The following is a 25898-nucleotide window of genomic DNA, read 5'->3' as shown; positions in this document are numbered from 1 at the left end:
GGTGGTCGCTCCGCTCAGACGATGCCGCCGCCCGCGGCTGAAACGGCCGGCCGCTCGGACGCGACCTTCGCCCGATAGCCACTGGCGCGATAGGCCGTGACCGGATCAACGGCGCCACCTCGTCTCAGGCGGGCCATGGCTAGGATCGGTTCGACGTCGGTGCGATAGGCCGCCTTCAGCGTCTGTGTCGCCATCAGCGCATCGTTCGTTTCCTGGAAACCTTCCAGCGCCTTGCGGTCGACCAGCAGCGCCGCCGCATAGGCGCGCTGCACCTCGATCGCCGACAGCATCAGGCTTTCGATCGGGTCGGTGACGTTGTGGCTCTGGTCGAGCATATGCGCCGGCTGGAAATCGCTTGCACCGTTCAGCTCGGCATCGACCAGTTCATTGAAGACGAGGAACAGCCGGTAGGGATCGATCGAGCCGGCATCGAGGTCGTCGTCGCCATATTTGGAATCGTTGAAGTGGAAGCCGCCCAGTTTGCCGAACTGGATCAGCCGCGACACGATCATCTCGATATTCACATTGGGCGCGTGATGGCCGAGATCGACCAGGCAATAGGCCTTGTCGCCGAGCTCCCTGGCGATGATGTAGTTGGTGCCCCAGTCCTGCACGACGGTAGAATAAAAAGCCGGCTCGTACATCTTGTGTTCGGTGAACAGGCGCCAGTCCGGTGGCAGCTCGGCATAGATCGCCTTCATCGCGTCGAGATAACGTTCGAAGGCACGTGCGAAATTGACCTGGCCGGGGAAATTCGAGCCGTCGCCGATCCACACCGTCAGCGCCTTGGAGCCGATCGTCCGGCCGATCTCGATGCATTCGAGATTGTGCTCTACCGCCTGGCGGCGCGCACCGGCATCGGCATGCGACAGCGAGCCGAATTTGTAGGACAGCTTCTGGTCCTGCGCATCGGAGAAGGTGTTGGAATTCATCGCGTCGAAGCCGAGACCGAAGCGCGAGGCAGCCTGCTTGAGCCGGTTCGGATCGGCCTTGTCCCAGGGGATGTGCAGCGAGACGGTCGGCGTCGCCCGCGTCAGCTGGCTGATAACGGCGCAATCCTCGATCTTGTCGAAGACATCGCGCGGCTCGCCGGGCCCGGGAAAACGGGCAAAACGCGTGCCGCCGGTACCGACACCCCAGGACGGGATCGCCACGCCAAAGGCCTCAACCTTGTCCAGGATCGCGTCGATCGAAATGCCGCGCCGGTCGAGCTGCTCGCCGAGCACCCCATAGTCTGCCTTGAGCGCTTTCTCGCGCGCGGCATTGCTCTTCTCGACAACATCCCGCGCGATCACCGTTTCCATATCGTCCTCCTCACCATCTGAAAGCGCGCAGCAGGAAATCCGGCGTCGCGTCGTGCTCGGCATAAAGCTGCTGTCTTTCGGCAACGCTCGCGGTCTCGAGGATGCCGGTCGTCACCAGAGCGGTGCGCAACCCGGCCCCTCCCCCGCCGGCAATGTCGTGCTCGATGCTGTCGCCGACGCAAACGACACGGGCACGGTCGGGATTGCCCAGCAGCTTCAGCGCAGCCGCATAAATCTCGGCAAACGGTTTGCCGATCCATGTCACCGGCCCGCCGAGTTCGACATAAAGCTCGGCTATACGCCCGGCACCGAAACGCCGGCCGACCGACGTCAGCATGATCTTGTCGGGGTTGGTGCAGAGGCACACCACGCCGCGCGCCGCCGCGGGTTCGAGCAGGCGGCGGTAGTGGTCGAGATCGAAGCGATCGCCCTCGCTGGCCGCGAGCAGCACGATGTCGGCCTCCAATCCATTGTCGACCAACGTCAGCGGCAGTCCCTCGACAGCGGACCGGTCGCCATCGCGCGCGATAAGCAGGCAGCGCACATTCTTTCCGCCGGCAAGCGAGCCGTGCAGGCTTTGCCAGGCGACCTCGCCGGAAGAGAGAAAATGTCCCCAGCTTCCGGGAATGAAGCCGAGCTTTTCCAGCCGCGCCTCATTGGGCTGGGAACGCTTGCCGGAATTGGACAAGAGCAGGGTCTGCTTGCCGGCCTGTTTCAGATGCATCAGCGTCTCGACCGCGCCGGGGTAAGGCGCGGTGCCATCATGCAGCACGCCGAACTGGTCGAGGATGAAGACATCGAAGCGGTCGGCAAGATCACGAATGCCTGAGAGTTCTAGCGTCATTACAAGTCTCCCACCGCCTGCAGCCCGCCGAGGGCAAGCCGCGCCGCGCCGGCCGCTGCCTCGGTCGACCGGGCCGGCAGCAACGGAACCTGCAGTTCGCGCTGCCGTATTGCGCTCCATTGAGCGTTGGCAGCGCCGCCGCCAACGCTTCGCACCGAGCGAAGCGGATCGGCGCCGAGCTCGGCAAGGCGGGCAAAACCCAGCCTTTCGATCGCCGCCATGCCTTCGAACATTGCTTTCAGGAATTCGGCGTCGCTGGCCGGGCGCGGCGCCAGTCGCGGCGCAAAGGCGGCATCGAAGACGGGAAAGCGTTCACCGGGCTCCAGCAGTGGATAGAAGTCCAGGCCGGTCGAAACCGCGGGATCGATCGCGGCCGACAAGCGGACAATCTCATCGGAAGAGAAGAAATGCGACAGCACTTTGCCGCCGCTGTTTGAGGCGCCGCCGGCAAGCCACATGCCGTTGATGCGGTGGCTGTAGACGCCGTAGTCCGACGCAAAGATCGGCCGGTCGCACAGCAGCTTCAGCGTCAACGTGGAGCCCAGCGCGGTAACGCCGTCGCCTGGCCTATCGGCGCCGGTCGCCAGGAAGGAGGCGCAGCCATCGGTGGTGCCGGCAACGATCACCACCTCTTCACCAAGCCCGAAGGCCCTGGCCATGTCGGGCGCGATGGTCTCCACCGGCGCGCCGGGTGCGACAACGCGCGGCAGCAGGTCCATGTCGAGCCCGGTCGCGCCGATCCATTCCGGCCATAGCCGCTCGACCGGATCATAGCCGGTCTTCAGCGCGTTGTTCTCGTCGGTGGTGCCGAAATGGCCGGCCAGCCGCCCGGCAATCCAGTCGGCCTGGTGCAGGACCTTCGCAATACCCGGCACCGCCTGGAACCGCAGCGCCTTGGCGAGCCCGGAGGTGGCGCCGTGGGCACCACTCTCGGCCGGGATGACGGCACGGATTCGCGCCAGCAACGCGTCATCCTCGACCCTGTCATTGTACATCAGCGGTGCGGCGAGCGGCTCACCGTCGCCAGCGACAGGCAGCAATGTGCCGGACGTGGCATCTACCGCGATGGCATGCACGCTCGCCCGATCGATCCCGGCAAGCGCCTGCGTCAGTGCGCGTTCCACCGCCTTCCACCAGATCGACGGATCGCGTGGATCGGGTCCGAATTCCGCGAGCCGGGCAGCACCCTGCGCCACGATATCGAAGGACGGCGTCATCGCTACGGCGCGGGCGCCGGACGTGCCGAGATCGATGCCAATGGCCAGAGCGTTTCCGCCTTCGGAAACGCGGAAACGCTCCGACTTTTGCTGGAATTGCGCGAGCTGCTCGTCCATCAGGCAATCTTCTTCCGGGCAAGCTCCTGGCGATACTTCTCCGCGTCCCAGTCGGTCAGCTGCCGATGTTCTTCTTCGGTCAGCACACGGACCGGCGCATCGGCCGCAACGCGTGCCGTCACATCGGCAAGGCAGCGTGCCATGGCATCGGCGCCCGGCACGGCATCATCGCGCATCAGGACGCCGATCCCCGGCCAGAGGATCGCGACGGGTGCGGTGCCCAGTCGTGCAACGACGGCGGCGGCATTTTCATTGCCCCCGGCGATGACCGAACCGGCGCCGAGGAAAATCACGTGATCCGGATAGAGACTGCCTCGGGATGCCAGCGCGATGCTCTGCGGATCGGTCGCGACCGAATGTGTGGCCTCGGACAAAGGCAACCGGTAGTCGGAACCAGCCATCAACCGGGTCAGCCCGTCCATGTCCGGGCCGAGGGCAGCACGAGGGGCTATATGCAACCGCGCCTTGACGTCATCGAGCAACGCCTTGGCCTGCTCGACCGTTTCAGCACCGACAACCAGACCATGATTGGCGAGGATCAGCACATCCGGCCGGTTGCCGCTGTTTTCCGCAATGGCAAGCGCCAGCGGCAGGCCGGGTCGTGCATAAGGCACATAGGCCCAATTGAGGCCGGCAAGGCGCGGCGCGACCTGCTCGACGCAGTCGCTGCGTACGGCAAAGGCAATCGTGTCGACGCAATGGACATGCAGCACCACGCGATGCAGCATCAGCGCATGCACGGTGGTCTCGATCGATGGGCGCAGGCCCGAACCATTGAGTTCGCTGACGACGAATTGCTGCGCCTGTTCAGCGGCAGGGTCGACGGCCTCGACCGCCGCGACCAGCGGCGCCATCTCGACGGGCACCATGATGTCGCGCTCGGCGGCATGGGCGAGCCAGGTGCCGGAGGCCTTGATCCACAGCGTGCCGTCGACCTTCAGCGAGGTGTTGCCGCCGGCACCCTGGGTCAGCAGGGGATCGCTGCCGATGTCGGCCGACAGGGTTTTCAGCGCGGCAAGCTCGGCTCGCCAATCGACCGCAGGCATGACGCGATCCTTTCCAGATCCGGTGTCGAAATCGGCCGGCAGGCGGGCCGGCCGATTTCACGGGAGGAGGCGCCAACCGGCGCCTCCTCCCGCAAACTCAGAAGTCGAAGTTGTTGATGTTGTCCTTGCTGAAGACGGTCGGCGCGCCGAGCAGGATCTCCGAGCCGTTGATGACGGAGAGATCGCCAAGCTTGCCGGCCTTCACCGAAGTTGCCCCCGGTGCCAACGTGCCGTCAGCGACGGCGCGCAGCACATGGGCGGCGGCATAACCGAGATCGACCGGGTTCCACAGCACCACCGACTTCACGCAATCCGCCGCAACATAGGGCTTCATAGCGTTCGGCGTGGCAAGACCGACCACCGCAACCTTGCCGCACTTCTTGGCCTGCGTGACCGCATCCGCGGCGGCCGGCGTGGCGACACTGGTCATGCCGAAGACGCCCTTCAGCTCATCACCATATTTGTTGAGCAGCGTGTTGGTCTGGTTGAAGGAGAGGATGTTGTCCTCTTGCGCTTCCACCGTTTCCAGCCACTTCATCTTCGGATGGCACTTGGCCTGGTAAGCCGCCATTTCGGAGATCCAGCGCGCCTGGTTCGGCGTCGTGAAGGTCGAGGTGACGATGGCGAAGGCACCATCTTCGCCGGTTTCCTTGGCCATGGAATCGACCATCGCCTTGGCGATGCCGTTGAACTCGGCCTGGTTGACGAACCACTGGCGCGCATCTGGTGTCGAGTTTGCATCGTAGCCGACGACGTTGATGCCGGCGGCCAGCGCCTTCTTCAGCACAGGCGCGATCGCGACCGGATCGTTGGCGGCGAACAAGATGCCGTCGACGCCGCTGGTGATGTAGTTGTCGATCAGCGTGATCTGGTCATCGATGTTGGCCTTGCTCGGACCGTCGGTCTTTGCATCCATCGTGCCGATTTCCTTGGCGGCGTCGGCGATGCCCTTGGACGTGGCATTGAAGTAGCCGATGCCGACGAGCTTCGGCACGTCGACGACTTTCAGCGTCTTGCCCTTGCGGTCGGGCGCGTTGGTCGGCGAGCCACCGTCATAAGGCTTGGCAGCAGCCGTCGCCGGGGTGGCATCGCAGGCGAGCGGGTTGGTCGGCAATTCATCGCCACCGGTCCAGGCGGCGGATTGGGCATGGCTGAGGCTTGTCGAGAACGACAAGGCCAGCAGTGCGCTGAGCACTCTATTACGCATTTTCATCCTCCAATTGTTCGTCCGGACACTGATGAGCGGCAGTGAAGGACGCTTCTCCCGTTGTTATCGAGTGCCGCTCCTCTCGAAGAGGTTGCTGGCGAGGATCGCCAGGATCAGGACCGCGCCGATGAGCATGATGGTGCCGTCGCCCTTCACACCGGCGAGCGACAGGCCGTTCTTCAGCGCCTGGATGAGACAAAGGCCGATCATCGTGCCGGCAATGGTGCCGCGGCCACCGAAGATCGAGGTGCCGCCAAGCACCACCGCGGTGATGGCGTCGAGCTCGATGCCGGTTCCCATGTCGGAGCGCGTGGTCGAGACGCGCGAGACGAAGATCACGCCGGCCACAGCCGCCGCAAAACCCGATGCGGTGTAGAGGGCAAGTTTGGTCTTCTCCACCGAGAGGCCGGAAAAGCGACTGGCGACCTCGTTGGAGCCGATGGCGTAGACCGTGCGGCCCCAGCGTGTGTAGGCCAGGATGATCGAGGCGATGATCGCAGCCGCCGCCAGGATCCACAGTTGCGTCGGCACGCCCAGGACCTCGCCCTGGCCGAGCACATAAAACCACTCCGGATAGCCGCGCACCGAACGCGCCTGGCTGATGCCTTCAGCCAGCCCGCGATAGAGCGCCAGTGTCGCCAGCGTCGCGATCAGTGGAGGTACGCTGAAACGGGTGATAATCAGGCCGTTGCCGAAACCGGCCAGCGTGCCGACGGCGATCGCCGCCACCGCAGCCAGAGGCAAAGGCAAGCCGATATTCTGCCAGAACACCCCGGTCAGGATCGCGGTGAGGCCGAGGATGGAGCCGACCGAAAGATCGATGCCGCCGGTGGCGATGACGAAGGTCATGGCGATGGCGATGAGGCCGATCTCCGTCATCAGCCGGCCCTGGTTGAGCAGGTTGGAGACGGTGAGGAAACGATCGGACTGGAATGACAGCACGATCAGCACGACGACCAGCAAAAGGGCCAGAAAGGTTTCGTGACGGAGCAGGGATTTCCAGTTCATCCGTGCCCCCTCAAATCCTGCTGCGCCGGCGCAGCATGTCGGCAAGCACCGTCGCCAGGATCAGCAGGCCGATGACCGCGCGCAGCCAGTAGGCCGAGACGTTGACGAAGATCAACGCCGAGCCGATCGTGGCGAACAGGATGGTCGCCAGCGTCGAGCCTATGACCGTGCCGGAACCGCCAAGGATCGACACGCCGCCGATGACGGCGGCGGTGATGACGGTGAGCTCCAGATTGGGCGGCACCGTCGACTGGATCACCTGCAACTGCGTGGCGAACAGGATGGTCGCCAGACCGGCGAAGGCACCGTGGATGACGAACACCGCGACAGTGCGGCGCTCGACCGGAATGCCGGTGGCGAGTGCCGCCTCGGCATTGCCGCCGATGGCATAAAGCGAGCGACCGAAGGCCGAGTAGCGCATCCAGAGGGCTGCAAGCACGGTCAGCACCACCATGAAGACCAGCGGCACTGGCAGGCCGAAGACACTCTTCTGGGCGATCAGGAAATCGGGCGGCAGGTTGGTGATCCAGGTGCCGCCAGTGACGCTGATCAGGCCGCCGCGCATGATCGACAGGGCGCCCAGGGTCACCACGATCGACGGGATGCGCGCATAGGCGACGAGCATGCCGATGACGGCATTGACCGCCATGCCGACCAGAACCGGCGCCAGCCAGGCGACCCAGACCGGATAACCGGCAACCGCCAGCGTGCCCGAGATCGTCGCCAGCACGCCAATCAGCGCGCCGACGGAAACGTCGATATGGCCTGTGATGATGACCATGGCCATGCCGATTGCGGCGACGGCGATGTAGGCGTTGCCGGAGAAGATCGTGGTCAGGTTGTTGGCGCTGATGAAACGCGGATTGACCATCGTCACCACGACGAAGAGGGCAACGATCGCTGCCAGCACGACGAGCTCCTGGCCATAGTCGGCAAACAGCCGCCGCAGGAAGCCCGACCGTTGCACGGCCGGACGGGTCGGCGGCAGATCGACGATTGCACTCATCACGCCGCCTCCCCGCTCTGGTGCGCCGTCATTGCCATGCCGACACGTTCGGGCGTGGCGTCGGCCCGGTCGATCTCGCCGGTGAGGCGGCCGCCGCTGATCACCAGCACGCGGTCGCTCATGCCGAGCACTTCCGGCAGCTCGCTGGAGATCATCAGTATGGCGACACCCTGTTTCACCAGCTCACCCATGATGGTGTGGATCTCGGCCTTGGCGCCAACGTCGACGCCGCGCGTCGGCTCGTCGAGGATCAGCACCTTGGGATTGGTCTCCAGCCATTTGGCGATCACCACCTTCTGCTGGTTGCCGCCCGACAGTTCACCGACCGGCTGGCCGATGTTGCGGCAGCGCACGCTGAGCCGCTTGACTGCGTCGAGCGCGCGTTGCGTTTCTTCGCCGGCCTTGATGAAGATGCCGGCCGAAAAGCGCTCGATGGAGGCCATCGACACGTTCTTGCGGATCGCCATCTGCTTGACCAGGCCCTGCTGGCCGCGATCCTCCGGCACATAGGCGATGCCGAGGTCGCGCGCCTGGCGCGGCGAGGTGATGGCAACCGTCCTGCCTTCAAGCACGATCTCGCCCGAGGTTGCCGGGGTCATGCCGAACAGCGTGAGCGCAAGTTCAGTGCGACCGCTGCCGACCAGGCCGGCAACGCCGAGAATCTCGCCGCGCCGCAGGGCAAAGGAGATGTCCTGCACATGGCGTCCATGGTTGAGGTTCTTCACCTCCAGCACCGTGTCACCGATCTTGGCGTCAGCCTTGGGAAACAGGCTGTCGATCGGCCGGCCGACCATCATGGCAACGAGAGCGGCTTCATCGACCTCGCCAATGTCGCGGGTGGCGACATAGCCGCCGTCGCGCAGCACGGTGACGCGGTCGGCCAGCGCGAAGATCTCCGGCATGCGGTGGCTGACATAGACGATGCCGACGCCGCGCTCGCGCAGCTGCCGCACCACCGCCATCAGGCGCTGCACGTCCGCTTCGACCAGCGAGGCGGTCGGCTCGTCCATGATCAGGATGCGCGCATTCTTGGAAAGCGCCTTGGCGATTTCGACACGCTGGCGCTGCGCCACCGACAGCGTCAGCACCTTGGCGTCGACGTCGAGGTCGAACGTGTCGAGCTGGTCGAGCAAGGCGCGCGTGCGTGCCCGCACCTCGCTCCAGTCGATCCAGCCGCCGGGCCTGCGTGGATAATTGCCGAGGAAGACATTCTCCGCCACGGTCAGTTCGGGAAACAGCAGCAGTTCCTGGTAGACGGTTGCGATGCCGGCAGCCGAAGCATCGCGCGTCGAAGCGAACCGGACCTCCCTACCGTCGACCGTGATGGTGCCGGCATCGGGCGAATAAAGGCCGGACATCATCTTGATCAGCGTCGACTTGCCGGCGCCGTTCTCGCCGAGCAGCGCATGCACCTCGCCCGGCCGTACGTCGAAACTGACATCCTTCAGCGCCTTCACGCCGACGAAGGATTTCGACATGCCGGCGAGGCTGACATAGGGGGCGGCGGTCACAGGCTTGCCTCCCTTTTCTCCGCACGTGCTGCATCACGGGCATTGCCGGCCAGTTCGCGCCAGCGATCGCGATAGGCTTCGAGGCCAGGCACGACGCTCGCGACGACCGGCACCGTGTCGTCGCGGAACGGCATCGTTCCGAGCGCCTTGAAGGCAAGGGCGGCGGCACCCGTGGCCGAGCCCTCGCTCATTTCGGAATGGATGACCGTCTGACCCGGGCGCAGTTGCGCCAGCATCGCCGTCAAAAGGTCGATCTTGGCGAGGCCGCCATCGACGACGAGAAGATTGTCGGAACGGATCAGGTCGAGCGACAGGTCGGTCATCATCAGCACGTAGAGGGCAGCGACCGCGGCACGCTCCTCACCCTCGACATCGCCGCCGACGATCCTGCCGCTGGTTTCCGGAAACGGTCCGCCGGCAGCCCATGACGGCAGGGCGAAGACACCACGCGCCATCACCCGCTCGACCGCCTGCTGCGGGATCGCCTGGTTCCAGCTGTCGCTGATCAGGTCATATTCGCGCCCACCCATGAAGCGCAGCGATGGCGCCGGCTCGCCATCGACCGTGACATTGGCGATCATGTCGCGCTCGCGGTCGAGCGCATCGAGCGGGCAATCGAGATTGATGATGATGACCCAGGTGCCGGTCGACACCAGCGTGAAGCCGGACAGGCCGGTCATGCGGTAATAGGCAAGTGCGGCATTGGAATCGTGCACGCCGTTGTGGACGCTGATGGTGCGGCTGGATCCGTCCGCCAGCGCGACATCCGTCTCGCCGATGACCGCACCGGCAGGCGCTATTTCCGGGAACTTGCCGCGCCAGCCCAGCCGGTCGACCAGCGAGGAGAAATCGCGCTTCAGCGGCGCCCATAGCTGGCTGTGCGCGCCGAGATAGGACCATTCCGCCAGCGGACGGCCGGAGAACCGCCAGCCCCAATACTGCGGATAGCACAGGATCGCCTCCGCATTGGCAAAGGCACGTGGCTCTTCCTGTTTCAGCCAATAGATGTGGCGCGCGATCGAGAAGCCGAGCGGCAGCCAGGGCGTATAGCTTTCGGAAAAATCCGGCAGCATCGGATCGATCACCCGCGCGATCGACGGCGGGATTTCCTGCTCGTAGTCGAGGATCGGGTGCAGAAGCTCGGCGCCGCGCACCAGGGCGAAAGCGCAGCCATGGGCCGAGACCATCAGCCCGCCGACATCATGCATCGCCACGACGTCGGCGAGTTCGCGGCTCATCCAGGCGAACAGGCGCTCGTCGTCAAGCACGTGCCTTCCGCGGTACTCCTTCCAGACCGGCCGGGTGCGGCGCTCATCGAGCAGGGCGCCGTCGGGGGCGAACACAAACAGCTTCGAATTGGTCTTGCCGAGATCGAAAACTGCGAGTGCGCGGCTCATCCCATCAATCCCCCGCTGGGCGCGATGCGCAGGGCGATACCGGCCGCCTCCAGCATCTTGGCCTGCTGGTCCGACAGCCCGTCATCGGTGATCAGGACGCCGATGCGGGTCAGCGGCAAGGCGGCGTGACGGGCATGGATGGAGAATTTGCGGCTGTCGGCCAGAACGATGACCTGGTCGGCGCTGCGGCTGAGATCCTGGATGGCACGCACCATCAGCGGATGCGATTCAAGCAGGCCGTCGGCGCTGATGCCCTGCGCACCCAGGAAGAACTTCGAGGCAAAGAAAGCCGGCTGCGACGGCGAATAGATGACGCGCGGCTCACGGTACAATTCGCCGCCAGCAATCGTCAGGCTGCATTTGCCATGCTCGCCAAGATAGGCGGCAAGCGGCATGGAATTGGTGAAGAGGCGGACGTTGCGTTCGGCCAGTTTGACGCCGAGATGGTAGCAGGTCGAGCCGCCATTCACGATGACGGCATCGCCATCCATCACCATGGTCGACGCCAATTCAGCGATCTGGCGCTTGGCATCGACGGCGAGGTCGCGGTTTTCATCGTAGGGCCGGGCAAAGGCCGTCGTCTGGGAGGCTGCGCCATCGAGCGCAGAGATGCCGCCATAGACCTTCCGCGCGCCGCCGGACTGGTCGATCTTGTCGATGTCGCGCCGGATGGTGGCAGCCGACACGCCAAGCTGTTCCTGCAGCTCGCGCACCGACGCAAAGGGCCGGTCGCGCAGCAGATCGATGATCTGCCGATGGCGGACCAAGTCGTTCAAGCCAAAATCCTCCCAAGACGGCCGATTACCGAGCGCCATGATCCAAGTTACGCAAAATCGGTGATCGCGCAAGTCATTTGTGAAAAACTTTGCTCATATTGCGATGCATATAAATCAGTTAGCAGCCGCGATATGATCGAGTTTAATCTTTCATGATTGACAAACCGCATGGCTTGGATTGATTTTAGCGTTCATGCTGCGCCCGGGAGGCCGGCGGGAGGATCAGATATGCTCGACAAACAGCCGGCGCGGCTCGCCAATCTCTGGAACGACGAGAAAGCGGCCGCGATGAGCGAGCCCGAACGGCTCGTCTATCGCTCCAACCTGTTGGGTTCCGACAAACGCATCACCAACTACGGCGGCGGCAACACGTCCTCGAAGGTCTGGCAGAAGGATCCCCTGACCGGCGAGGATGTCGAGGTGCTGTGGGTGAAAGGCTCGGGCGGCGACAGCGCCTCGATCAAGCTCGACGGTTTCGCCACGCTTTACATGGACAGACTGCGGGCGCTGAAGAACCTCTATCGCGGCGTCGCGCATGAAGACGAGATGGTCGGCTACCTGCCGCACTGCACCTTCAACCTCAACCCGCGGGCGGCCTCCATCGACACGCCGTTGCACGCCTATGTGCCGAAGCCGTTCGTCGACCACATGCACCCCGATGCCATCATCGCGGTGGCGGCCGCAAGCAATTCCAAGACGCTGACGAAAAAGATCTTCGGCGAGGCAATCGGCTGGCTGCAGTGGAAACGGCCCGGCTTCGAGCTCGGCCTGTGGCTGGCGAAATTCTGCGCGGAGAACCCTGAAGCGCGCGGCGTCATCCTGGAAAGCCACGGCCTGTTCACCTGGGGCGACACCCCAAAGGAATGCTACGAAACGACCGTCGACGTCATCAACCAGGCGATCGACTGGTTCGAGCGCGAGACAAAGGACAAGCCGGCTTTTGGCGGTGCGGTCACGCAGTCCCTACCCGCTGCGGAGCGTCGCGCCATCGCGGCACGGCTGATGCCGATCGTGCGCGGCATGATTTCGAAGCCAGGCGCGATGAAGATCGGTCATTTCGACGATTCCGACGCCGTGCTCGAATTCGTCAACGCGGCCGAGCTGCCGGCGCTCGCGCCGCTCGGCACCTCCTGTCCCGACCATTTCCTGCGCACCAAGATCCGGCCGCTGGTGATTGGTTTCGACCCGGCCAAGCCGGATATCGATGCGGTTGCCGCAGCCCTGCCTGGCGCACTCGACGCCTACCGCGCCGACTACCAGGCCTATTACGAACGCTGCAAATACGCCGACTCGCCCGCTATGCGCGACCCCAATGCGGTGGTCTATCTGATGCCGGGCGTCGGCATGTTCACCTTCGCTGGAGACAAGGCCACCGCGCGCATCTCGGCCGAGTTCTACGTCAACGCCATCAATGTCATGCGCGGTGCCGCAGCCGTCTCGTCCTATGCCGGTCTGCCCGAGCAGGATGCCTTCGACATCGAATACTGGCTGCTCGAGGAAGCAAAGCTGCAGCGCCTGCCGAAACCGAAGTCGCTGGCCGGCCAGATCGCCTTCGTCACCGGCGGCGCCGGCGGTATCGGCAAGGCAACCGCCATCCGCCTGCTGCGCGAGGGTGCCTGCGTGGTCCTGGCCGACATCGACGCGCCGGCGCTCGCCGCGGCACAGGATGAACTGGCCAAGGTTTTCGGCAAGGATTTCCTGCGCAGCGTCAGGCTCGACGTCACCGACGAGACGGGCGTGGCTGCCGCCTATGCCGACAGCGCGGTCGAATTCGGTGGTGTCGACATCCTGGTCTCGAATGCCGGCATTTCCTCATCGGCACCGATCGAAGACACCGAACTGTCGATGTGGAACCGCAACATGGACATCCTGGCCAAAGGCTATTTCCTGGTGTCGCGCGAGGCCTTCCGCACCTTCAAGCAGCAGAAGCTCGGCGGCAACATCGTCTTCATCGCTTCCAAGAACGGGCTCGCCGCCTCGCCCAATGCGGCAGCCTACTGCACCGCCAAGGCAGCCGAGATCCACCTTGCCCGCTGCCTGGCGCTCGAAGGCGCGGACCATCAGATCCGCGTCAACACTGTGAACCCGGACGCGGTGCTGCGCGGCTCCAAGATCTGGACCGGCGAATGGCGTGAGCAGCGCGCCGCTGCCTATTCGATGCAGCCGGACGAACTGGAGGAGCATTACCGCAAACGCTCGATGCTGAAACGCTCGGTGTTTCCGGAAGACATCGCCGAGGCGGTGTATTTCCTGGCGTCCGACATGTCGGCGAAATCGACCGGCAACATCCTCAATGTCGATGCCGGCAACGCCCAGAGCTTCACGCGTTGAACAAGTTTCACGCGCTGACAACAGTCAATCGCACGCGGTGGGGGCACCGCGTGTGGGGCGACTGGCATCACCAGATGCCAGTCGCCTGACTTCAGAGTATCTATGCCCCTCTGACGTAAGGCAGCAGCTCCAGTCCACCGCGGTAGATCATGTCGCCGGCCACATAAAGGATGACGACAAGGCCGACATAGGCGATCCAGCGATACTTCTGCAGCAGATTGGCAATGAAGCTCGCGGCGATGCCCATCAGCGCGATCGACAGGACGAGGCCGAACACCAACACCCGGGGATGCTCGCGCGCCGCACCCGCGACGGCCAGCACATTGTCGAGCGACATGGTGATGTCCGCGATCACGATCTGCCAGGCGGCCTGCGCGAAAGTCTTTCTCGGCGCGGACGCGCTGCCATGCGCGTTTTCGCCGGCAACGCCTGCAAGCGCTTCCTGGCCATGTCCATGCTGCAGTTCCTTCCACATCTTCCAGCATACCCAGAGCAGAAGCAGTCCGCCGGCAAAGAGCAGGCCGACGATCTGGAGAAGCTGGGTGGTGGCGGCGGCAAAGCCGATGCGCAGGATGGTGGCGGCGATGATGCCGAGCAGGATCGCCTTGGCGCGCTGATCCTTGGGCAAGCCTGCCGCTGCAAGGCCGATGACGACGGCGTTGTCGCCGGCGAGCACCAAGTCAATCATGATGACCTGGAACAGCGCTGTCATCGCTTCGGGAGTGAAAAAGGAATTGATAATTTCTGTCATACGGCACCCTTGATATCTGAAGGGCGGCGTAGCTTTCAGAGCTGCTCTGGCGCGATCGCGCTAGCGTATCGACACTTGTTGCCAGAAATCAGGGACGTCTCAGCCAGGCCACCGGATTGAAATCCCAGTCCGACATCACAGCCATGGTGGCTGCCAGAGGGGCCCGGCCTGGTGGACCTCACCTACGCGACATGGCGACAAAATTCAATGGCCAACTGCAGCGTAGCGGCAAAGGTCACAGCCGACGCGTGCAGAGCGCCATTCCACCGCCGGAGTACCGACTGTGGAATGGCGCGTTGCGCAAGGATGGCGCTATCCCTTGGCGAGGCTGGCGTTGCCAGCGCCGGCTGGAGCGCTCTTCGCCTGCCATTTCCTGTGCAGGTAGAAATACAGTTTCACATATTGACCGACGAGGATCGCGTTGAGGATCGTGCCTTCGCGGATGAACATGATCTGGTGCAGGAAGATCAGGCCGATGCAGGCCGCGACGACCAGCAGGGTGCAGTCAAACGCGGTTTTGATGTTGCCCCATTTCCTGCCCGTCCGCTTGAAGACGGTGTTGACGAACATGTCGATCGGCATCAGCACCAGATTGGCGCGGATCATCAGGAACAGGCCAAAGGCCAGCGCCGCGTCGCCGAACACCAGCAGCAGCACCTTCTGATAGTAGACATCGAGCGCGATGAAGCTGGTCATCTTCAGGTTGAAATCCAGGAACACGGCGAGCGCGAAAGCCGGGATCAGCGAGGCGAAGTTGGTGAGCTTGAAGTCTTTCGGCAGCACCAGATAGGTCAGGAACAGCATGATCAGTTCGAGGATGAAGTTGTAGGTCCCCTGGCTGAGCGGCGGGAACACCAATGTCATCGTCCGGGTCAGACTGCTTTGCGGCGAGATGCCGATGCCGGCCCTGATCGCCAGGCTGACGCCGACCGTCAGGATGTAGATACCGAGCAGATACATGATCCAGCGCGCCTTCAGGCTGCCGGTGCTTTGCATTTCGTCTGTGGCCGCTTGATGTGCCATAGGCGTTCCCCTCCCTTGATGTTCCGATTGCACCCGGCAGGCCTCCTCCGCCCGCGAGGTGTCGTGATTTCTTTGGCGACCGGCTATTCCATGAAGCGGAAGCGGTGCAACGAGATGAACAGGCTGAGCAGCTTGTTGACAACCGGCTCGCCCTCGTTGCGGTTGCCCATCTCTTCCAGCGCGGCATCGACGGCGGCGGCACTGGCTGTCAGTTCATCCACCGTCATATCCGCCATGACGCCGTGGATTTCGAGCGGCATCACCGCCTTCTCCACCTTGTTGTCGGTGACGATGCAGGCGCCGGAATAGCGGTCCACCTGCTTCAAGCAGTGACACATCTCCTCGCTGTCCTGGCCGACGACGACGAAATAGGGCGTCGGGGCCGGCCAGAAGGTGGCGACGGCGCCGCGGGTTACGTTTACGCCCTGGAACAGGCCGCTGACGATGTGGCGCTTGCCGTCGGCATAACGCTGGACAACACAAAGCCGGCTCAGCGTCTTGCCGTCATGTTCCTGGACGACCGTGCCATCCTTGAAAGGAACCCAGATTTCCTGGTGGAACTTGGCGTGCCCACGCCCGTAGACGTCGAACAGCAGGACCTTGGCCTGGCTGCCATCCGCGGAAATCTCCAGCGGCACGATGTCGAGCGCCTGCGGTGTCAGGTCATCCAGGCCCGGCCGCCCTTTGGTGCGCATGCCGGAATAGTCGATGTCGGCGTTGCGCAACAGCTTGCCGCCCTCGGCGATCAGTTCACCGTCCTTGAAGACGTAGAGCGGATTGATCCGCGACAGGCTGTCGGTCAGCACGATGTCGGCGAAACGGCCCGGCGTCAGCGAACCGATCTGGTCGTCCATGTGGAACGATCGGGCGGTGTTGTAGGTGGCCATCTTGATCGCCTTGATCGGATTGATGCCCATGTCGGCGCACAGCGAGATGATCCAGTCCATATGGCCCATCTTGTGCAGGCGCTCGATCGAGATGTTGTCGGTGCACAGCATGAAGTTGTCGGTCGGGAACTTGCGGTCGACAATGCTGCGCAGCAGCGTCCGGATCACCTCGTTGCTGCCGACGCCGAACTTGATGTGGGTCGGGAAGCCGTAGCGGATGCTCTTCTCGATATCGTCACCGGTCCAGACATCGTGGTTGTTGGAGACGCCGATCGCCGGCAGGTAATTCAGGACCATGTCGGACAGTGCGGTGACGCCCCAATGACCGTTGAGGAAGCCACCCTTCTCGCGGACCCAGGCAGCCTTGTGGAAGTCGTCGTCATTGCCTGAGCTGTAGGTGAAGTGTTCGAATTCGCCGAGGCCGATGACCGGCTCCATCTCCAGAACCGCTTTCGTCACCGACGCAGACGTCTTCTTGCCGGGTGCGAAGGCATAAAGACGATAAGGCAGCTTGTGATAGTCCCTGAACAGGTCCTTCGCCGCCTGCACGCCGTCCTCGCCCGCCGCACTCAGAAGATCGAGGCACTCGGCAAAGATCGTCGTGGTTCCGCACGGCACCATGGCTTCGGCGAGCGCCGTCGGATTGGCGAGTTGGGATTCGAAATGCAGATGCGCGTCGATCAGCCCAGGAATCGCATAGAGCCCCTTGCCGTCGAAGACCTGCCTGACCTTGATGGTCGTCTCATCCGGATTCAGCGCCACGATGCGCTTGTCGTAGACGAGGATCGAGCCCTGGTAGACGGTCTCGCCATGCACGTCGAGGATGTTGAGGTTGTTGACGAGAAGGTCTGCTTCCTTCTTGCCGTGCAGGATATCGAAGATCGCCCTGACCTTCTCGTAGTGATCGATCTTGACGTGCTGCATGCTGGCCGTTCCTCCCTCGCCGCTCTTGTGCGGACAATAAGAGGTGATTGAACCGCTTCCGAAAAGCAGTATTTTCTGCACACATCGCTCTCTTTTCGAGAGCAATCGGTCATGAGGTTCCCGGTGCTGCATTCCCGTATCCTGCGCTATCTCGACGAGGTCGCGCGTAGCGGCTCGATCCGCGGCGCCGCTGAAAAACTGCATGTCGCCTCATCCGCCATCAACAAGCATGTGCTGCAACTGGAAGAGACGATCGGCGAACCGCTGTTCGAGCGCCTGCCGCGCGGGCTGAGGCTGACGCCGGCCGGTGAAATCCTGGTCGCCCATGTGCGCCGGACGATGAAGGAGTACAGCCAGGTCGAAGCTGAGATCCGCGACCTGAAGGCGCTGCAGAGCGGCGAAGTCATCATCGCCACGATGAACGGGCTGGCGGGCGGTATCGTCCCGCAGGTGGCGGCCGCCTTCTGCGCGCGCCATCCGAAGATCAAGATATCGATCCGGGTGATGTTCATCCGCGACATCGTGCAGGCGGTTGCCGATGGCGAGGCCGATCTCGGCTTCGCCTTCAACCTGCCCGAACACCAGCAACTGGAAGTGCTGACCAGGATGGATGGCCGCCTCGGCGCCATCGTCTCGCCTGAACACGCGCTTGCCGGCATGGAATCGGTGCCGCTCGCACATTGCGCCGACTATCCACTCATCTTCGCCGATCGCAGCATGCTGATGTTCGACATCATGACGGATGCCTTCCGCCAGGCCGCGCTCGACGTCGAGCCGAGCTTTCTGACGAACTCGATCGAGTCGATGAAATACCTGGCGGCGGCGGGAAACGGCGTCGCCTTCCTCAGCAAGTTCGACATCGCCGAGGAATATCGCAGCGGCACGCTGGCCTATCTGCCGATCCGCGACCGTGCAATGGGCAAGAACATGCTGTCGCTGGTGCAGCGCGAGCGGCGCTCGCACGGCCTGGCGACATCCATGTTCGCGGAAGAGATCGCAAGAGCGCTGCGCGCTACCATCGAGTGACACCGACCGTTGCCACGCCAACGCAGCAGCGGCCGGCAATGGTTTGCCGGCCGCTTTTGTCTGGGTCACACCTGCTTACAGCCCGTTGTCCTTCAGGATCTGCGGTGCGTTTTCCTTGGTGATCGTCAGGGTCGGCAGGATGACGGTCTTCTCGACCTTCTCGCCGCCGAGGAACTTCAGCGCCTGGCGCAGGCCTTCGGCGCCTGGCGTGGCATAGAGGAAGGTCGCTGACAGCTCGCCCTTGTTGACGAGTTGTACGCCCTCATTGGGCAGGCCGTCGATGCCGATGAACTTCATCTCCTTTTCACGGCCGGCATCCTTGGCGGCGAGATAGGCGCCATAGGCCATCGGGTCGTTGTGGCCATAGACGAGATCGATCTTCTCGTTGTTGCGCAGCGCAGTCGCCATGATGTTGTAGGCTTGGTCCTGCTTCCAGTCGCCCGACTGCTTGTCGAGCAGGTATTTGATGCCCGGCTCCTTGTCGGTGAATTCATGGAAACCGTCATGGCGATCATGCGCGGCCTGCGTGCCCATGCCGCCCCAGATCTCGACGACATTGCCGGCGGCCTTGCCGGTGCCACCGAGAAGCCCGACCGCATATTCGCCGGCCGCGCGGCCGATCAGCTTGTTGTCGCCGCCGACGAACTGCGTGAAATCCTTGGTCTCGACATTGCGGTCGAGCACGAAGACCGGAATCTTGGCCTCGATCGCCTTCTGCACCACGCCGGTGAGCCCGGCCGATTCCTTTGGCGAGATCAGCAGCGCGTCGACCTGCTGCTGAATCAGGTTCTCGACATCGGCGACCTGCTTCTCGGTCTTGTCCTCGCCATCGGTGATGATGAGATTGACGTTGGGATGTTTGGCGGCTTCGGCAAGGATGTCCTTGTTGAACTGCGCCCGCCACGGCTCGATGGTGGTGACCTGGCTGAAGCCGATGGTCCATTTCTTGTCTTCGGCAAAGGCACTGCCCGGCATCAGGACGGTGGTAGCGGCAAGCACTGTCGTCAGGGCTGCCAGCCCCAGCAATTCACGGCGTTTCATTTGCGTTTCCTCCGATTGTTCGAGACTGCGTCTCTTTTGTCGTCCGCTCCTCCGCGGACGTTGGCGTCAGCACCGGCCGCTTTCGCGGCAGGCGCAGATGGGAAAAGAGGTCGGCGGCGTTGCGCTCCTGCACCAGCACCGTGCCGATGATGATCAGGCCCTTCAGCACAAGCTGCAGGTTGGAATTGATGTTGTGCAGTTGCAGGATGTTGGACAGCAGCCCGAAGATCAGCACGCCGCAGAAAGTGCCGGCGAGGCTGCCGCGACCGCCCATCAGGCTGGTGCCGCCGATGACGACGGCGGCGATGGCGTCGAGCTCCAGCCCGGCGCCGGCGTCCGGCTTGCCCTGGCGGTACTGCGCCACATAGAGCACGGCGGCGATGCCGGCGAGCAGGCCTGACATGGCATAGGTCGCGATCTTGACGCGACCGGCGGCGATGCCGGAAAGCCTGGCCGCCTCCTCATTGCCGCCGATGGCATAGACATAGCGGCCGAATGGCGTGAAGCGCAGCACGGCGCCATAGATGACGATGGCGCCGAGGAAGAACAGCCCCGGCATCGGGATCACGCCGAAGGCGAGCGACCGCAGGACCTCGAAATCCTCGGTCGCGTTGGAGCCGGTATAGACCGGCAGCACGGCGTTGTTCTGCCCGGCGGTCAGGCGCGCGATGCCGAGCGCCGTCACCATCATGGCCAGCGTGACGATGAAGGGCTGCAGCCGGCCGGCGACGATGATGACGCCGTTCAGCGCGCCGAACAGCAGGCCGACGCAGGGCGCCACGATCAGAACGCCGAGCACGCCGAATTTCGAACCGACCTGCGGCAGCAGAAACCACAGCGCGAAGGCGCAGAGGATCACGCCAACCACGGCAGGCAGCGCGACGCCGCGCGTGACATCGAGCTGGGTGGCGCGATGCTGTGCGCCTGCCGCCGGCCTGGCGAGGTTGGCGAACAGGAAGCGTGTGACGACGACACCGAGGAACAGGGCAATGAAAGCCACGGCCGGGATGCCCATGACGGCCGCCGGCGTGGCGCCCGGCATCGTCAAAAGCATCGCCGTCACCACGGTGCAGATCGCCATCAGCGAGCCGACCGAAAGGTCGATGCCACCGGTGATGATCACCGCGGTCATGCCGGTGGCGATCAGGCCGGTGGTTGAGACCTGTCGCAGCACGTCGAGCAGATTGCCGTAGGACAGGAAGATGTTGCTGCCCTTGGAGGTGACCGGCGAGGAGAACACGCCGATCAGGAAGATGGCGATCAGCCCCCAGTAAAGCTTGGTGCGCGACAGGACCTTCAACGCGCTCATGCTGCCGTCCGTCCCTTGGCATGCCGGGGTGCTGCCAGTTGCATGATGCGTTCCTCGCTGGCCTGGTTGCGGGGGAGAATGCCGGTCTGGCGGCCTTCGGCCATCACCAGGATGCGGTCGGACAGATGCAGCAGTTCCGGCATCTCGGAACTGACGACGACGATGGCGAGCCCTTCGTCGGCCAGTTTGAAGATGAGGTCGTAGATGTCGCGCTTGGCGCCGATGTCGATGCCGCGTGTCGGCTCGTCGAGCAGCAACACGCGCGGCTTCGTGGCCAGCCACTTGCCGATCACCACCTTCTGCTGGTTGCCGCCGGACAGCGTGCTGGCAATCTGGTCGATGCCGCTGCAGCGGATGCCCAGTGCCTTGACGGCCTCGTCGGCCAGCGCCTTTTCGTCCGAGACGGAGCGCAGGCCGAAACGGGACAGCGCGCCGACCAGCGGCAGCGCGACATTGTCGACGATCGAGGCCTTGAGATAGAGGCCCTCCGCCTTGCGGTCCTCGGTGACCAGCGCGATGCCGAGACGGCGCGCATCGCGCGGCGAACGGATCGCCACCGGCCTGCCGTCCAGCCGGACGTCGCCGTCGACCTTGCCCACGGCACTGCCGAAGATCGCCTGCAGGATTTCGGTGCGGCCGGAACCGAGCAACCCGCCGATGCCGAGGATCTCGCCGCGTCCGAGATCGAAGCTGACGCCGGAGATCACCTTGCGCCAACCGTGGCGATCCGGCCTCTCGAAAGAAAGGGCGCGCACCGTCAGGATCGGCATGTCGTAGTGGGCGGCGCGCATGGCGGTGGACGCATCGAGCAGCGTGCGCCCGACCATGGCGGCAATCAGCCTGTCTTCGTTGAGTTCGCTCATCGCGCGCGTCAGCACATGGCGCCCGTCGCGGAAGACCGTGGTGCGATCGGCAAGATGCATGACCTCGTCGATGCGGTGGGAGATGTAGACGATGGCAACGCCCTGCCCGGCGAGCTGGCGCATGATGCGGAAAAGCCGCTGGCATTCGGCCGGCGACAGCGCCGAGGTCGGCTCGTCCATGATCAGGATGCGCGCATCCTTCGACAGTGCCTTGGCGATCTCGACCAGTTGCTGTTCGCCAACCCGCAGGCCGCCAACACGCGCCTGCGGATCGAGGTCGATGCCCAGCGACTTGAGCAGGACGCGTGATGCGTCAAGGCTGGCCTTGCGGTCGACGATCAAACCGGCGATCAGCTTTTCGCGACCGAGAAAGATGTTCTCGGAGACGCTCAGCTCTGGGACGAGGTTGAGCTCCTGGTGGATGATGGCGATGCCGGCATCCTCGGCGTCGCGCACGCCGGAAAACCGCACCGGCTGGCCGGCGACGGAGACGACACCCTCATAGTCGGTGTAAACGCCGGAGAGGATCTTCATCAGCGTCGACTTGCCGGCGCCGTTCTCACCCATCAGCGCGTGGATCTCGCCGCGCCGCAGGTCGAAGCCGACGTCGCTCAGCGCAACGACGCCGCCGAAAGCCTTCGAGATGTTGCTGGCGGCGAGCATCGGCTGCCCCGCCACGGGGGCACCATGTTCCGGCGCGGATTCACGTTCGGCCATGACAGGAACGGCCTCCCTACCGTGCTGCCAGTCACGGTGAAAAGCTAATCTAAACGTTTCGAAATAGTCAAGGATGGAGTCAGGTTCGAGATGCGATGTTTTTTTGATTCTTGCTAAAAACAGGAGAATTCCATAGGTATGGACAATTGATGCGCTTCAAAACGTTTCGAAAATGACCGAGCCTGGCCTCAGAAAATCCCGAAAGAGCGGCGCACCGACCATGCTGCACGTGGCGGAAGCCGCGCGCGTTTCGGTGGCGACGGTCTCGGCCTATATCAACGGCACCACCACGGTCAGCCAGGAGCTTTCGGCTCGCATCGAGCAGGCGATCCGCGAGATCGGCTACAAGCGCAACGCCATTGCGCGCAGCCTCAAGATCGGCACCACACGCACGATCGGACTGACGGTGCCGCACATCACCAATCCGTTCTTCACCGACGTCGTCTCCGTCATCCAGCAGGCCTTCGATCGCGCCGGCTATGCGGTGATGCTGTGCTGCACCGATGAGGATCTGAGCAACCAGGATGAGCAAATCCGGCTGCTGCTCGACCGCATGGTCGACGGATTGATCATCGCCCGCGTCGGCGACGGCGCCTATCTGAGGGAAACCGTCGAACGCGCCAATGTGCCAGTGGTGCTGCTCGACCGCGAAGTCGACGGGGTCGACAGCGACCGGGTCGTGCTCGACAACCATCAGGCGGTGTTCGAAGCGATCACCTACCTGCTCGATCTCGGCCACCGCCGCATCGGCTACATCACTGGCGCCTTCAATATCACGCCGATGCGCGACCGCATGACCGGCTATCATGAGGCGCTGCTTCATGCCGGGCTGGAGTTCGACCAGAGCCTGGTGCGCTCCGGCGACCTGCATGAGGCCGACGGCTACACCGCCGCCATGCAGCTGCTTTCCCTGCATGAGCGCCCGACCGCGATCTTCTCCGCCAACAACCCGATGGTGGTCGGCGCCATGAAGGCGATCCGCGACCTCGGCCTGTCCTGTCCGGAGGACGTCTCCGTCATCTGCTTCGACGACTTTCCGTGGGCCGACGTCTTCAACCCGCAACTGACCACGATCGCGCAGCCGGTGCAGGCGATCGGCGAACAGACGGCAAGCCTGCTGCTCGATCGCCTCAACGGCAACCGCGAAGCGCCGTCGCGGCGGCTGGTGCTGAAGGGGCGGCTGATGGTGCGCAATTCCTGCCGGCCGCTGCTGGCGTCGGTCAATAAGGACACTTCGGCAGCAGTCGTCGCATCATCGAGCTAGCAGTGGCCGCTACCGCCATGCGCTTGGGCTCGCCAGATCCCGCGTCCAGAGCCTAGCATCTATATCCGACGGACTGGCGCGGGGTACCGGGCAACCACGTCGTCAACCGTCAACAATGTGATGCCTTCTACGATCGATTGCGCAACCAGGATTCGATCGAAGGGATCCTTGTGAATGGGTGGAAGTCCATCCACGGCAACGGCGTGCTCACCTGTGACCGGGAGTTCGTGGTAGCCGTTGTCGACCAGTCCGCGTCTCAACAGACGCGGATCGACCGTGAAGTCAGCGCGACCAAGTCCGCGCTTGATAGCGACCTCCCAGAGACTGGCCGCGCTGAACAACAGATCATTATCCGCAGCCTCAATTTCCGCGAGTGCGGCGGGCGATAGTTTGCCTGGCTCGGCTGCGGCCCAGAGCAGCAGATGCGTATCCAACAGGAGCTTCATGCATCGCCGCCAAACAACTTTTCGATCTGATCACCGCCCATGCGATCAAAGTCTTCTGGCACGGAGAACTGTCGGGCCATGAAACCGACACGACGGGTTTCGCCGGCGGCCGGAGCCTCCAGTGCAACAACTTTCACCATCGGCTTGCCGGATTTGGCAATGATGAAGGATTCGCCCTTTGCGGCCTTGTCGATGAGCCGCGAGAGATGCGTCTTGGCCTCGTGAATGTTGACGGTACGCATAAAACCTCCAGGACTTAGTCCAGCTAACTTAGTCTAAGTGAACTCAATCAGCAAATGCAATGTAAGGGTCTAGTCCACGGCGTGAAGCTCGCGCGGGATCGCCTCGCCGACGGCAAAGCCTGAGAAGGTCACGTCAAAGCCTGGACCTTGCGGCGAGCAGGCCATGACGCCGATGTGCGCTTCATCCGCCGGGAACGGACACAGCCGTGCCATCTGCCAGGCCGTGTCACCGACCGCATATTGCACGCGCACCGCGTCGCCGTGCCGGGTCAGGCGAATACGAACCGGATCGATCGGGCTGGCAGCAGGCAGCGGGATGACGGACCAGTCCGAGACGCCACGCGTGACGACGACGGAAAAATGCATCATGCCATCGGTGTATTCGATGCCGGCCTTGATCCAGTGCTGCTCGTCCAGCCGCAGGAAAAGACCAGCCTGGTCGTAGAGATCGGCATAGTCGCCGAGCACGGTCGCTTCCGCTGAAAAATCATCAGCGACCGCACAGGTGTAGGCATGGCCACTGTCACGGATGAAACCGTAGAAGGTCTCGCGCCAGAAATCCGTGTCCGGCTCGGTCCTGAGCTTCAGCGCGCCGGCATCGCCCGACCAGGATTTCGGCTCGTTGAGCCAGGAAAACTGCACTGCCAAGACCATCACCTCCGCGAACATGCTGGCGCCCAGTGTGACGAGACGCCGGGCTTTGTCAAAGCCGTCAGCGGCTTGCCCGCAACGGACGCGGCTTGAGGAAACTCAACAAGGCATCGATGAAGGCCCGGGTCTTGCGTGGCATGAGCTGCCTGCTCGGGAAGACGGCCCGCACCATTGCCGGGGACAGCCGCCATTCGGGCAGCACACGGACGAGTTCACCGGTGGCGAGATAAGGCTGTGCGAACAGGTCCGGCATCGCGGTGATGCCGGCTCCGGAGCGCGCCAGGCGAAAAAGCAGATCGTAGGAGTTCGCCGAAACCCGCCGTCCCGACATGTCGACCGGAACCGAAAGCGCGTCCCTGTTCAACAACCAGCTTACTGGCATGCCGTCGGCGAGCAGGACGAGCAGTTGATGCTGCCCCAGCGCTTCGGGCGTATCAGGTTCGCCGGCTTGCTTCGCATAGTGCGGCGAGGTGTAGAGACCGATGCCCATGTCGACCAGATGCCGGGTGGTCAGCTGCACGTCGTGGGTTTCGCCGCCGATGCGGATGGCAAGGTCGAAGCCGTCACCGATCACGTCGACATAGCGCGGGGAAAGGTCGAGCTCGAGCTGGATTTCGCTGTAGACCTTGCTGAACTCCGCCAGCATCGGCGCCAGCGAGATGGCGGCGAGATCACCGGGAACGGACACGCGCAGGCGTCCCGAGGGCGTCACCTGCCGATGCTCGGCGACCGCCATGACCGCATCGACCTCGTGGATGATCTGTTCCGCCGGAATGAGCACGCGCTGTCCCATCTCGGTCAGGAAGTTGCGGCGCGTGGTGCGCTGGAGCAGGCGCTCGCCCAGCTGGCTTTCGAGAACGGAGATGCGGCGCGACACCGTCGATTTCGGCAGGCCCAGCCGTTCAGCGGCAGCGCTGAAGCTGCCGGTTTCGGCGACACGCGCGAAAATCATCAGATCGAATGGGTCGGGTGCGGTCGACATGCCTGGCC

Annotated in this window: 23 protein-coding genes; 3 read left to right on the top strand and 20 right to left on the bottom strand. The window is 63.5% G+C overall.

Translation table 11 applies throughout. The features are described from left to right. Nucleotides 1–14: 14 nt before the first annotated feature. From rhaI to AC3WTO_RS20900, 10 genes are all read right to left on the bottom strand, one after another. Complete coding sequence (rhaI, locus tag AC3WTO_RS20945) at nt 15–1304, bottom strand: L-rhamnose catabolism isomerase (RefSeq protein ID WP_492462839.1); 1290 nt, start codon at nt 1302–1304, stop codon at nt 15–17. 10 nt (nt 1305–1314) lie between these two features. Then, on the bottom strand, nt 1315–2148 hold the full coding sequence (locus AC3WTO_RS20940; protein WP_492462838.1) for a TIGR01459 family HAD-type hydrolase: 834 nt from the start codon (nt 2146–2148) through the stop codon (nt 1315–1317). After that, the gene (locus AC3WTO_RS20935) at nt 2148–3482 is read right to left on the bottom strand and encodes an FGGY-family carbohydrate kinase (RefSeq protein WP_492462837.1); all 1335 of its coding nucleotides are present in this window, start codon (nt 3480–3482) and stop codon (nt 2148–2150) included. Before AC3WTO_RS20935 ends, AC3WTO_RS20940 begins: the two co-directional genes overlap by 1 nt. Continuing rightward, complete coding sequence (locus AC3WTO_RS20930; protein WP_492462836.1) at nt 3482–4528, bottom strand: class II aldolase/adducin family protein; 1047 nt, start codon at nt 4526–4528, stop codon at nt 3482–3484. Before AC3WTO_RS20930 ends, AC3WTO_RS20935 begins: the two co-directional genes overlap by 1 nt. A gap of 97 nt (nt 4529–4625) precedes the next feature. Continuing rightward, entirely contained in the window at nt 4626–5735 is a 1110-nt protein-coding gene (locus AC3WTO_RS20925; RefSeq protein ID WP_492462835.1) for an autoinducer 2 ABC transporter substrate-binding protein, read from the bottom strand. Between the two features lie 63 nt (nt 5736–5798). Continuing rightward, nucleotides 5799–6743, bottom strand: coding sequence for an ABC transporter permease (locus tag AC3WTO_RS20920; protein ID WP_492462834.1), 945 nt, complete (start codon nt 6741–6743; stop codon nt 5799–5801). 10 nt (nt 6744–6753) lie between these two features. Further along, nucleotides 6754–7749 carry an ABC transporter permease gene (locus AC3WTO_RS20915; protein ID WP_492462833.1) on the bottom strand — a complete coding sequence of 332 codons (996 nt, stop codon included), beginning with the start codon at nt 7747–7749 and terminating at the stop codon, nt 6754–6756. Further along, on the bottom strand, nt 7749–9260 hold the full coding sequence (locus tag AC3WTO_RS20910; RefSeq protein WP_492462832.1) for a sugar ABC transporter ATP-binding protein: 1512 nt from the start codon (nt 9258–9260) through the stop codon (nt 7749–7751). Before AC3WTO_RS20910 ends, AC3WTO_RS20915 begins: the two co-directional genes overlap by 1 nt. Beyond that, on the bottom strand, nt 9257–10657 hold the full coding sequence (locus AC3WTO_RS20905; RefSeq protein ID WP_492462831.1) for an FGGY-family carbohydrate kinase: 1401 nt from the start codon (nt 10655–10657) through the stop codon (nt 9257–9259). The genes AC3WTO_RS20910 and AC3WTO_RS20905 overlap by 4 nt, the downstream gene beginning before the upstream one ends. Next, nucleotides 10654–11472, bottom strand: a complete 819-nt coding sequence (locus tag AC3WTO_RS20900; RefSeq protein ID WP_492462830.1) for a DeoR/GlpR family DNA-binding transcription regulator — start codon at nt 11470–11472, stop codon at nt 10654–10656. Before AC3WTO_RS20900 ends, AC3WTO_RS20905 begins: the two co-directional genes overlap by 4 nt. A gap of 189 nt (nt 11473–11661) precedes the next feature. Here AC3WTO_RS20900 and AC3WTO_RS20895 point away from each other — a divergent pair, with 189 nt between their 5' ends. After that, complete coding sequence (locus tag AC3WTO_RS20895; RefSeq protein WP_492462829.1) at nt 11662–13764, top strand: bifunctional rhamnulose-1-phosphate aldolase/short-chain dehydrogenase; 2103 nt, start codon at nt 11662–11664, stop codon at nt 13762–13764. A gap of 100 nt (nt 13765–13864) precedes the next feature. Here the strand turns inward: AC3WTO_RS20895 and AC3WTO_RS20890 are convergent, their stop codons facing one another. The 3 genes from AC3WTO_RS20890 to AC3WTO_RS20880 all read right to left on the bottom strand — a co-directional run bounded on the left by AC3WTO_RS20890 (nt 13865) and on the right by AC3WTO_RS20880 (nt 17349). After that, nucleotides 13865–14515, bottom strand: a complete 651-nt coding sequence (locus AC3WTO_RS20890; RefSeq protein ID WP_492462828.1) for a TerC family protein — start codon at nt 14513–14515, stop codon at nt 13865–13867. Between the two features lie 312 nt (nt 14516–14827). Continuing rightward, complete coding sequence (locus AC3WTO_RS20885) at nt 14828–15538, bottom strand: YczE/YyaS/YitT family protein (RefSeq protein ID WP_492462827.1); 711 nt, start codon at nt 15536–15538, stop codon at nt 14828–14830. A gap of 83 nt (nt 15539–15621) precedes the next feature. Next, nucleotides 15622–17349 (bottom strand): amidohydrolase family protein, encoded by a 1728-nt coding sequence (locus tag AC3WTO_RS20880; RefSeq protein WP_492462826.1) that lies wholly within the window; start codon nt 17347–17349, stop codon nt 15622–15624. A gap of 111 nt (nt 17350–17460) precedes the next feature. Here AC3WTO_RS20880 and AC3WTO_RS20875 point away from each other — a divergent pair, with 111 nt between their 5' ends. Continuing rightward, nucleotides 17461–18375 carry a LysR family transcriptional regulator gene (locus AC3WTO_RS20875; protein ID WP_492462825.1) on the top strand — a complete coding sequence of 305 codons (915 nt, stop codon included), beginning with the start codon at nt 17461–17463 and terminating at the stop codon, nt 18373–18375. A 75-nt stretch (nt 18376–18450) separates the two neighbouring features. On the opposite strand, the gene AC3WTO_RS20870 is transcribed toward AC3WTO_RS20875, so the two are convergent. The 3 genes from AC3WTO_RS20870 to AC3WTO_RS20860 are packed head-to-tail and all read right to left on the bottom strand — an operon-like array spanning nt 18451 to nt 22305. After that, the gene (locus AC3WTO_RS20870) at nt 18451–19416 is read right to left on the bottom strand and encodes a substrate-binding domain-containing protein (RefSeq protein WP_492462824.1); all 966 of its coding nucleotides are present in this window, start codon (nt 19414–19416) and stop codon (nt 18451–18453) included. After that, complete coding sequence (locus AC3WTO_RS20865; protein WP_492462823.1) at nt 19403–20725, bottom strand: ABC transporter permease; 1323 nt, start codon at nt 20723–20725, stop codon at nt 19403–19405. The genes AC3WTO_RS20870 and AC3WTO_RS20865 overlap by 14 nt, the downstream gene beginning before the upstream one ends. Then, nucleotides 20722–22305, bottom strand: a complete 1584-nt coding sequence (locus tag AC3WTO_RS20860; protein WP_492462822.1) for a sugar ABC transporter ATP-binding protein — start codon at nt 22303–22305, stop codon at nt 20722–20724. Before AC3WTO_RS20860 ends, AC3WTO_RS20865 begins: the two co-directional genes overlap by 4 nt. A gap of 220 nt (nt 22306–22525) precedes the next feature. Here AC3WTO_RS20860 and AC3WTO_RS20855 point away from each other — a divergent pair, with 220 nt between their 5' ends. Further along, complete coding sequence (locus AC3WTO_RS20855; protein ID WP_492463010.1) at nt 22526–23569, top strand: LacI family DNA-binding transcriptional regulator; 1044 nt, start codon at nt 22526–22528, stop codon at nt 23567–23569. A gap of 59 nt (nt 23570–23628) precedes the next feature. Here AC3WTO_RS20855 and AC3WTO_RS20850 read toward each other — a convergent pair whose 3' ends face one another. From AC3WTO_RS20850 to AC3WTO_RS20835, 4 genes are all read right to left on the bottom strand, one after another. Further along, the gene (locus AC3WTO_RS20850) at nt 23629–24015 is read right to left on the bottom strand and encodes a type II toxin-antitoxin system VapC family toxin (protein ID WP_492462821.1); all 387 of its coding nucleotides are present in this window, start codon (nt 24013–24015) and stop codon (nt 23629–23631) included. After that, nucleotides 24012–24257: a type II toxin-antitoxin system Phd/YefM family antitoxin gene (locus AC3WTO_RS20845; RefSeq protein ID WP_492462820.1), complete on the bottom strand. Its 246-nt coding sequence runs from the start codon at nt 24255–24257 to the stop codon at nt 24012–24014. The genes AC3WTO_RS20850 and AC3WTO_RS20845 overlap by 4 nt, the downstream gene beginning before the upstream one ends. Nucleotides 24258–24326: 69 nt before the next feature. Then, nucleotides 24327–24905: a DUF1349 domain-containing protein gene (locus tag AC3WTO_RS20840; RefSeq protein WP_492462819.1), complete on the bottom strand. Its 579-nt coding sequence runs from the start codon at nt 24903–24905 to the stop codon at nt 24327–24329. 64 nt (nt 24906–24969) lie between these two features. Then, nucleotides 24970–25890, bottom strand: a complete 921-nt coding sequence (locus AC3WTO_RS20835) for a LysR family transcriptional regulator (RefSeq protein WP_492462818.1) — start codon at nt 25888–25890, stop codon at nt 24970–24972. Between the last annotated feature and the right edge of the window lie 8 nt (nt 25891–25898).

Source organism: Mesorhizobium sp. EU05-FHT14A09, from assembly GCF_058790995.1.
The sequence above is the reverse complement of the archived record's forward strand: the minus strand, read 5'-3'. Positions and strand labels throughout refer to the sequence as shown.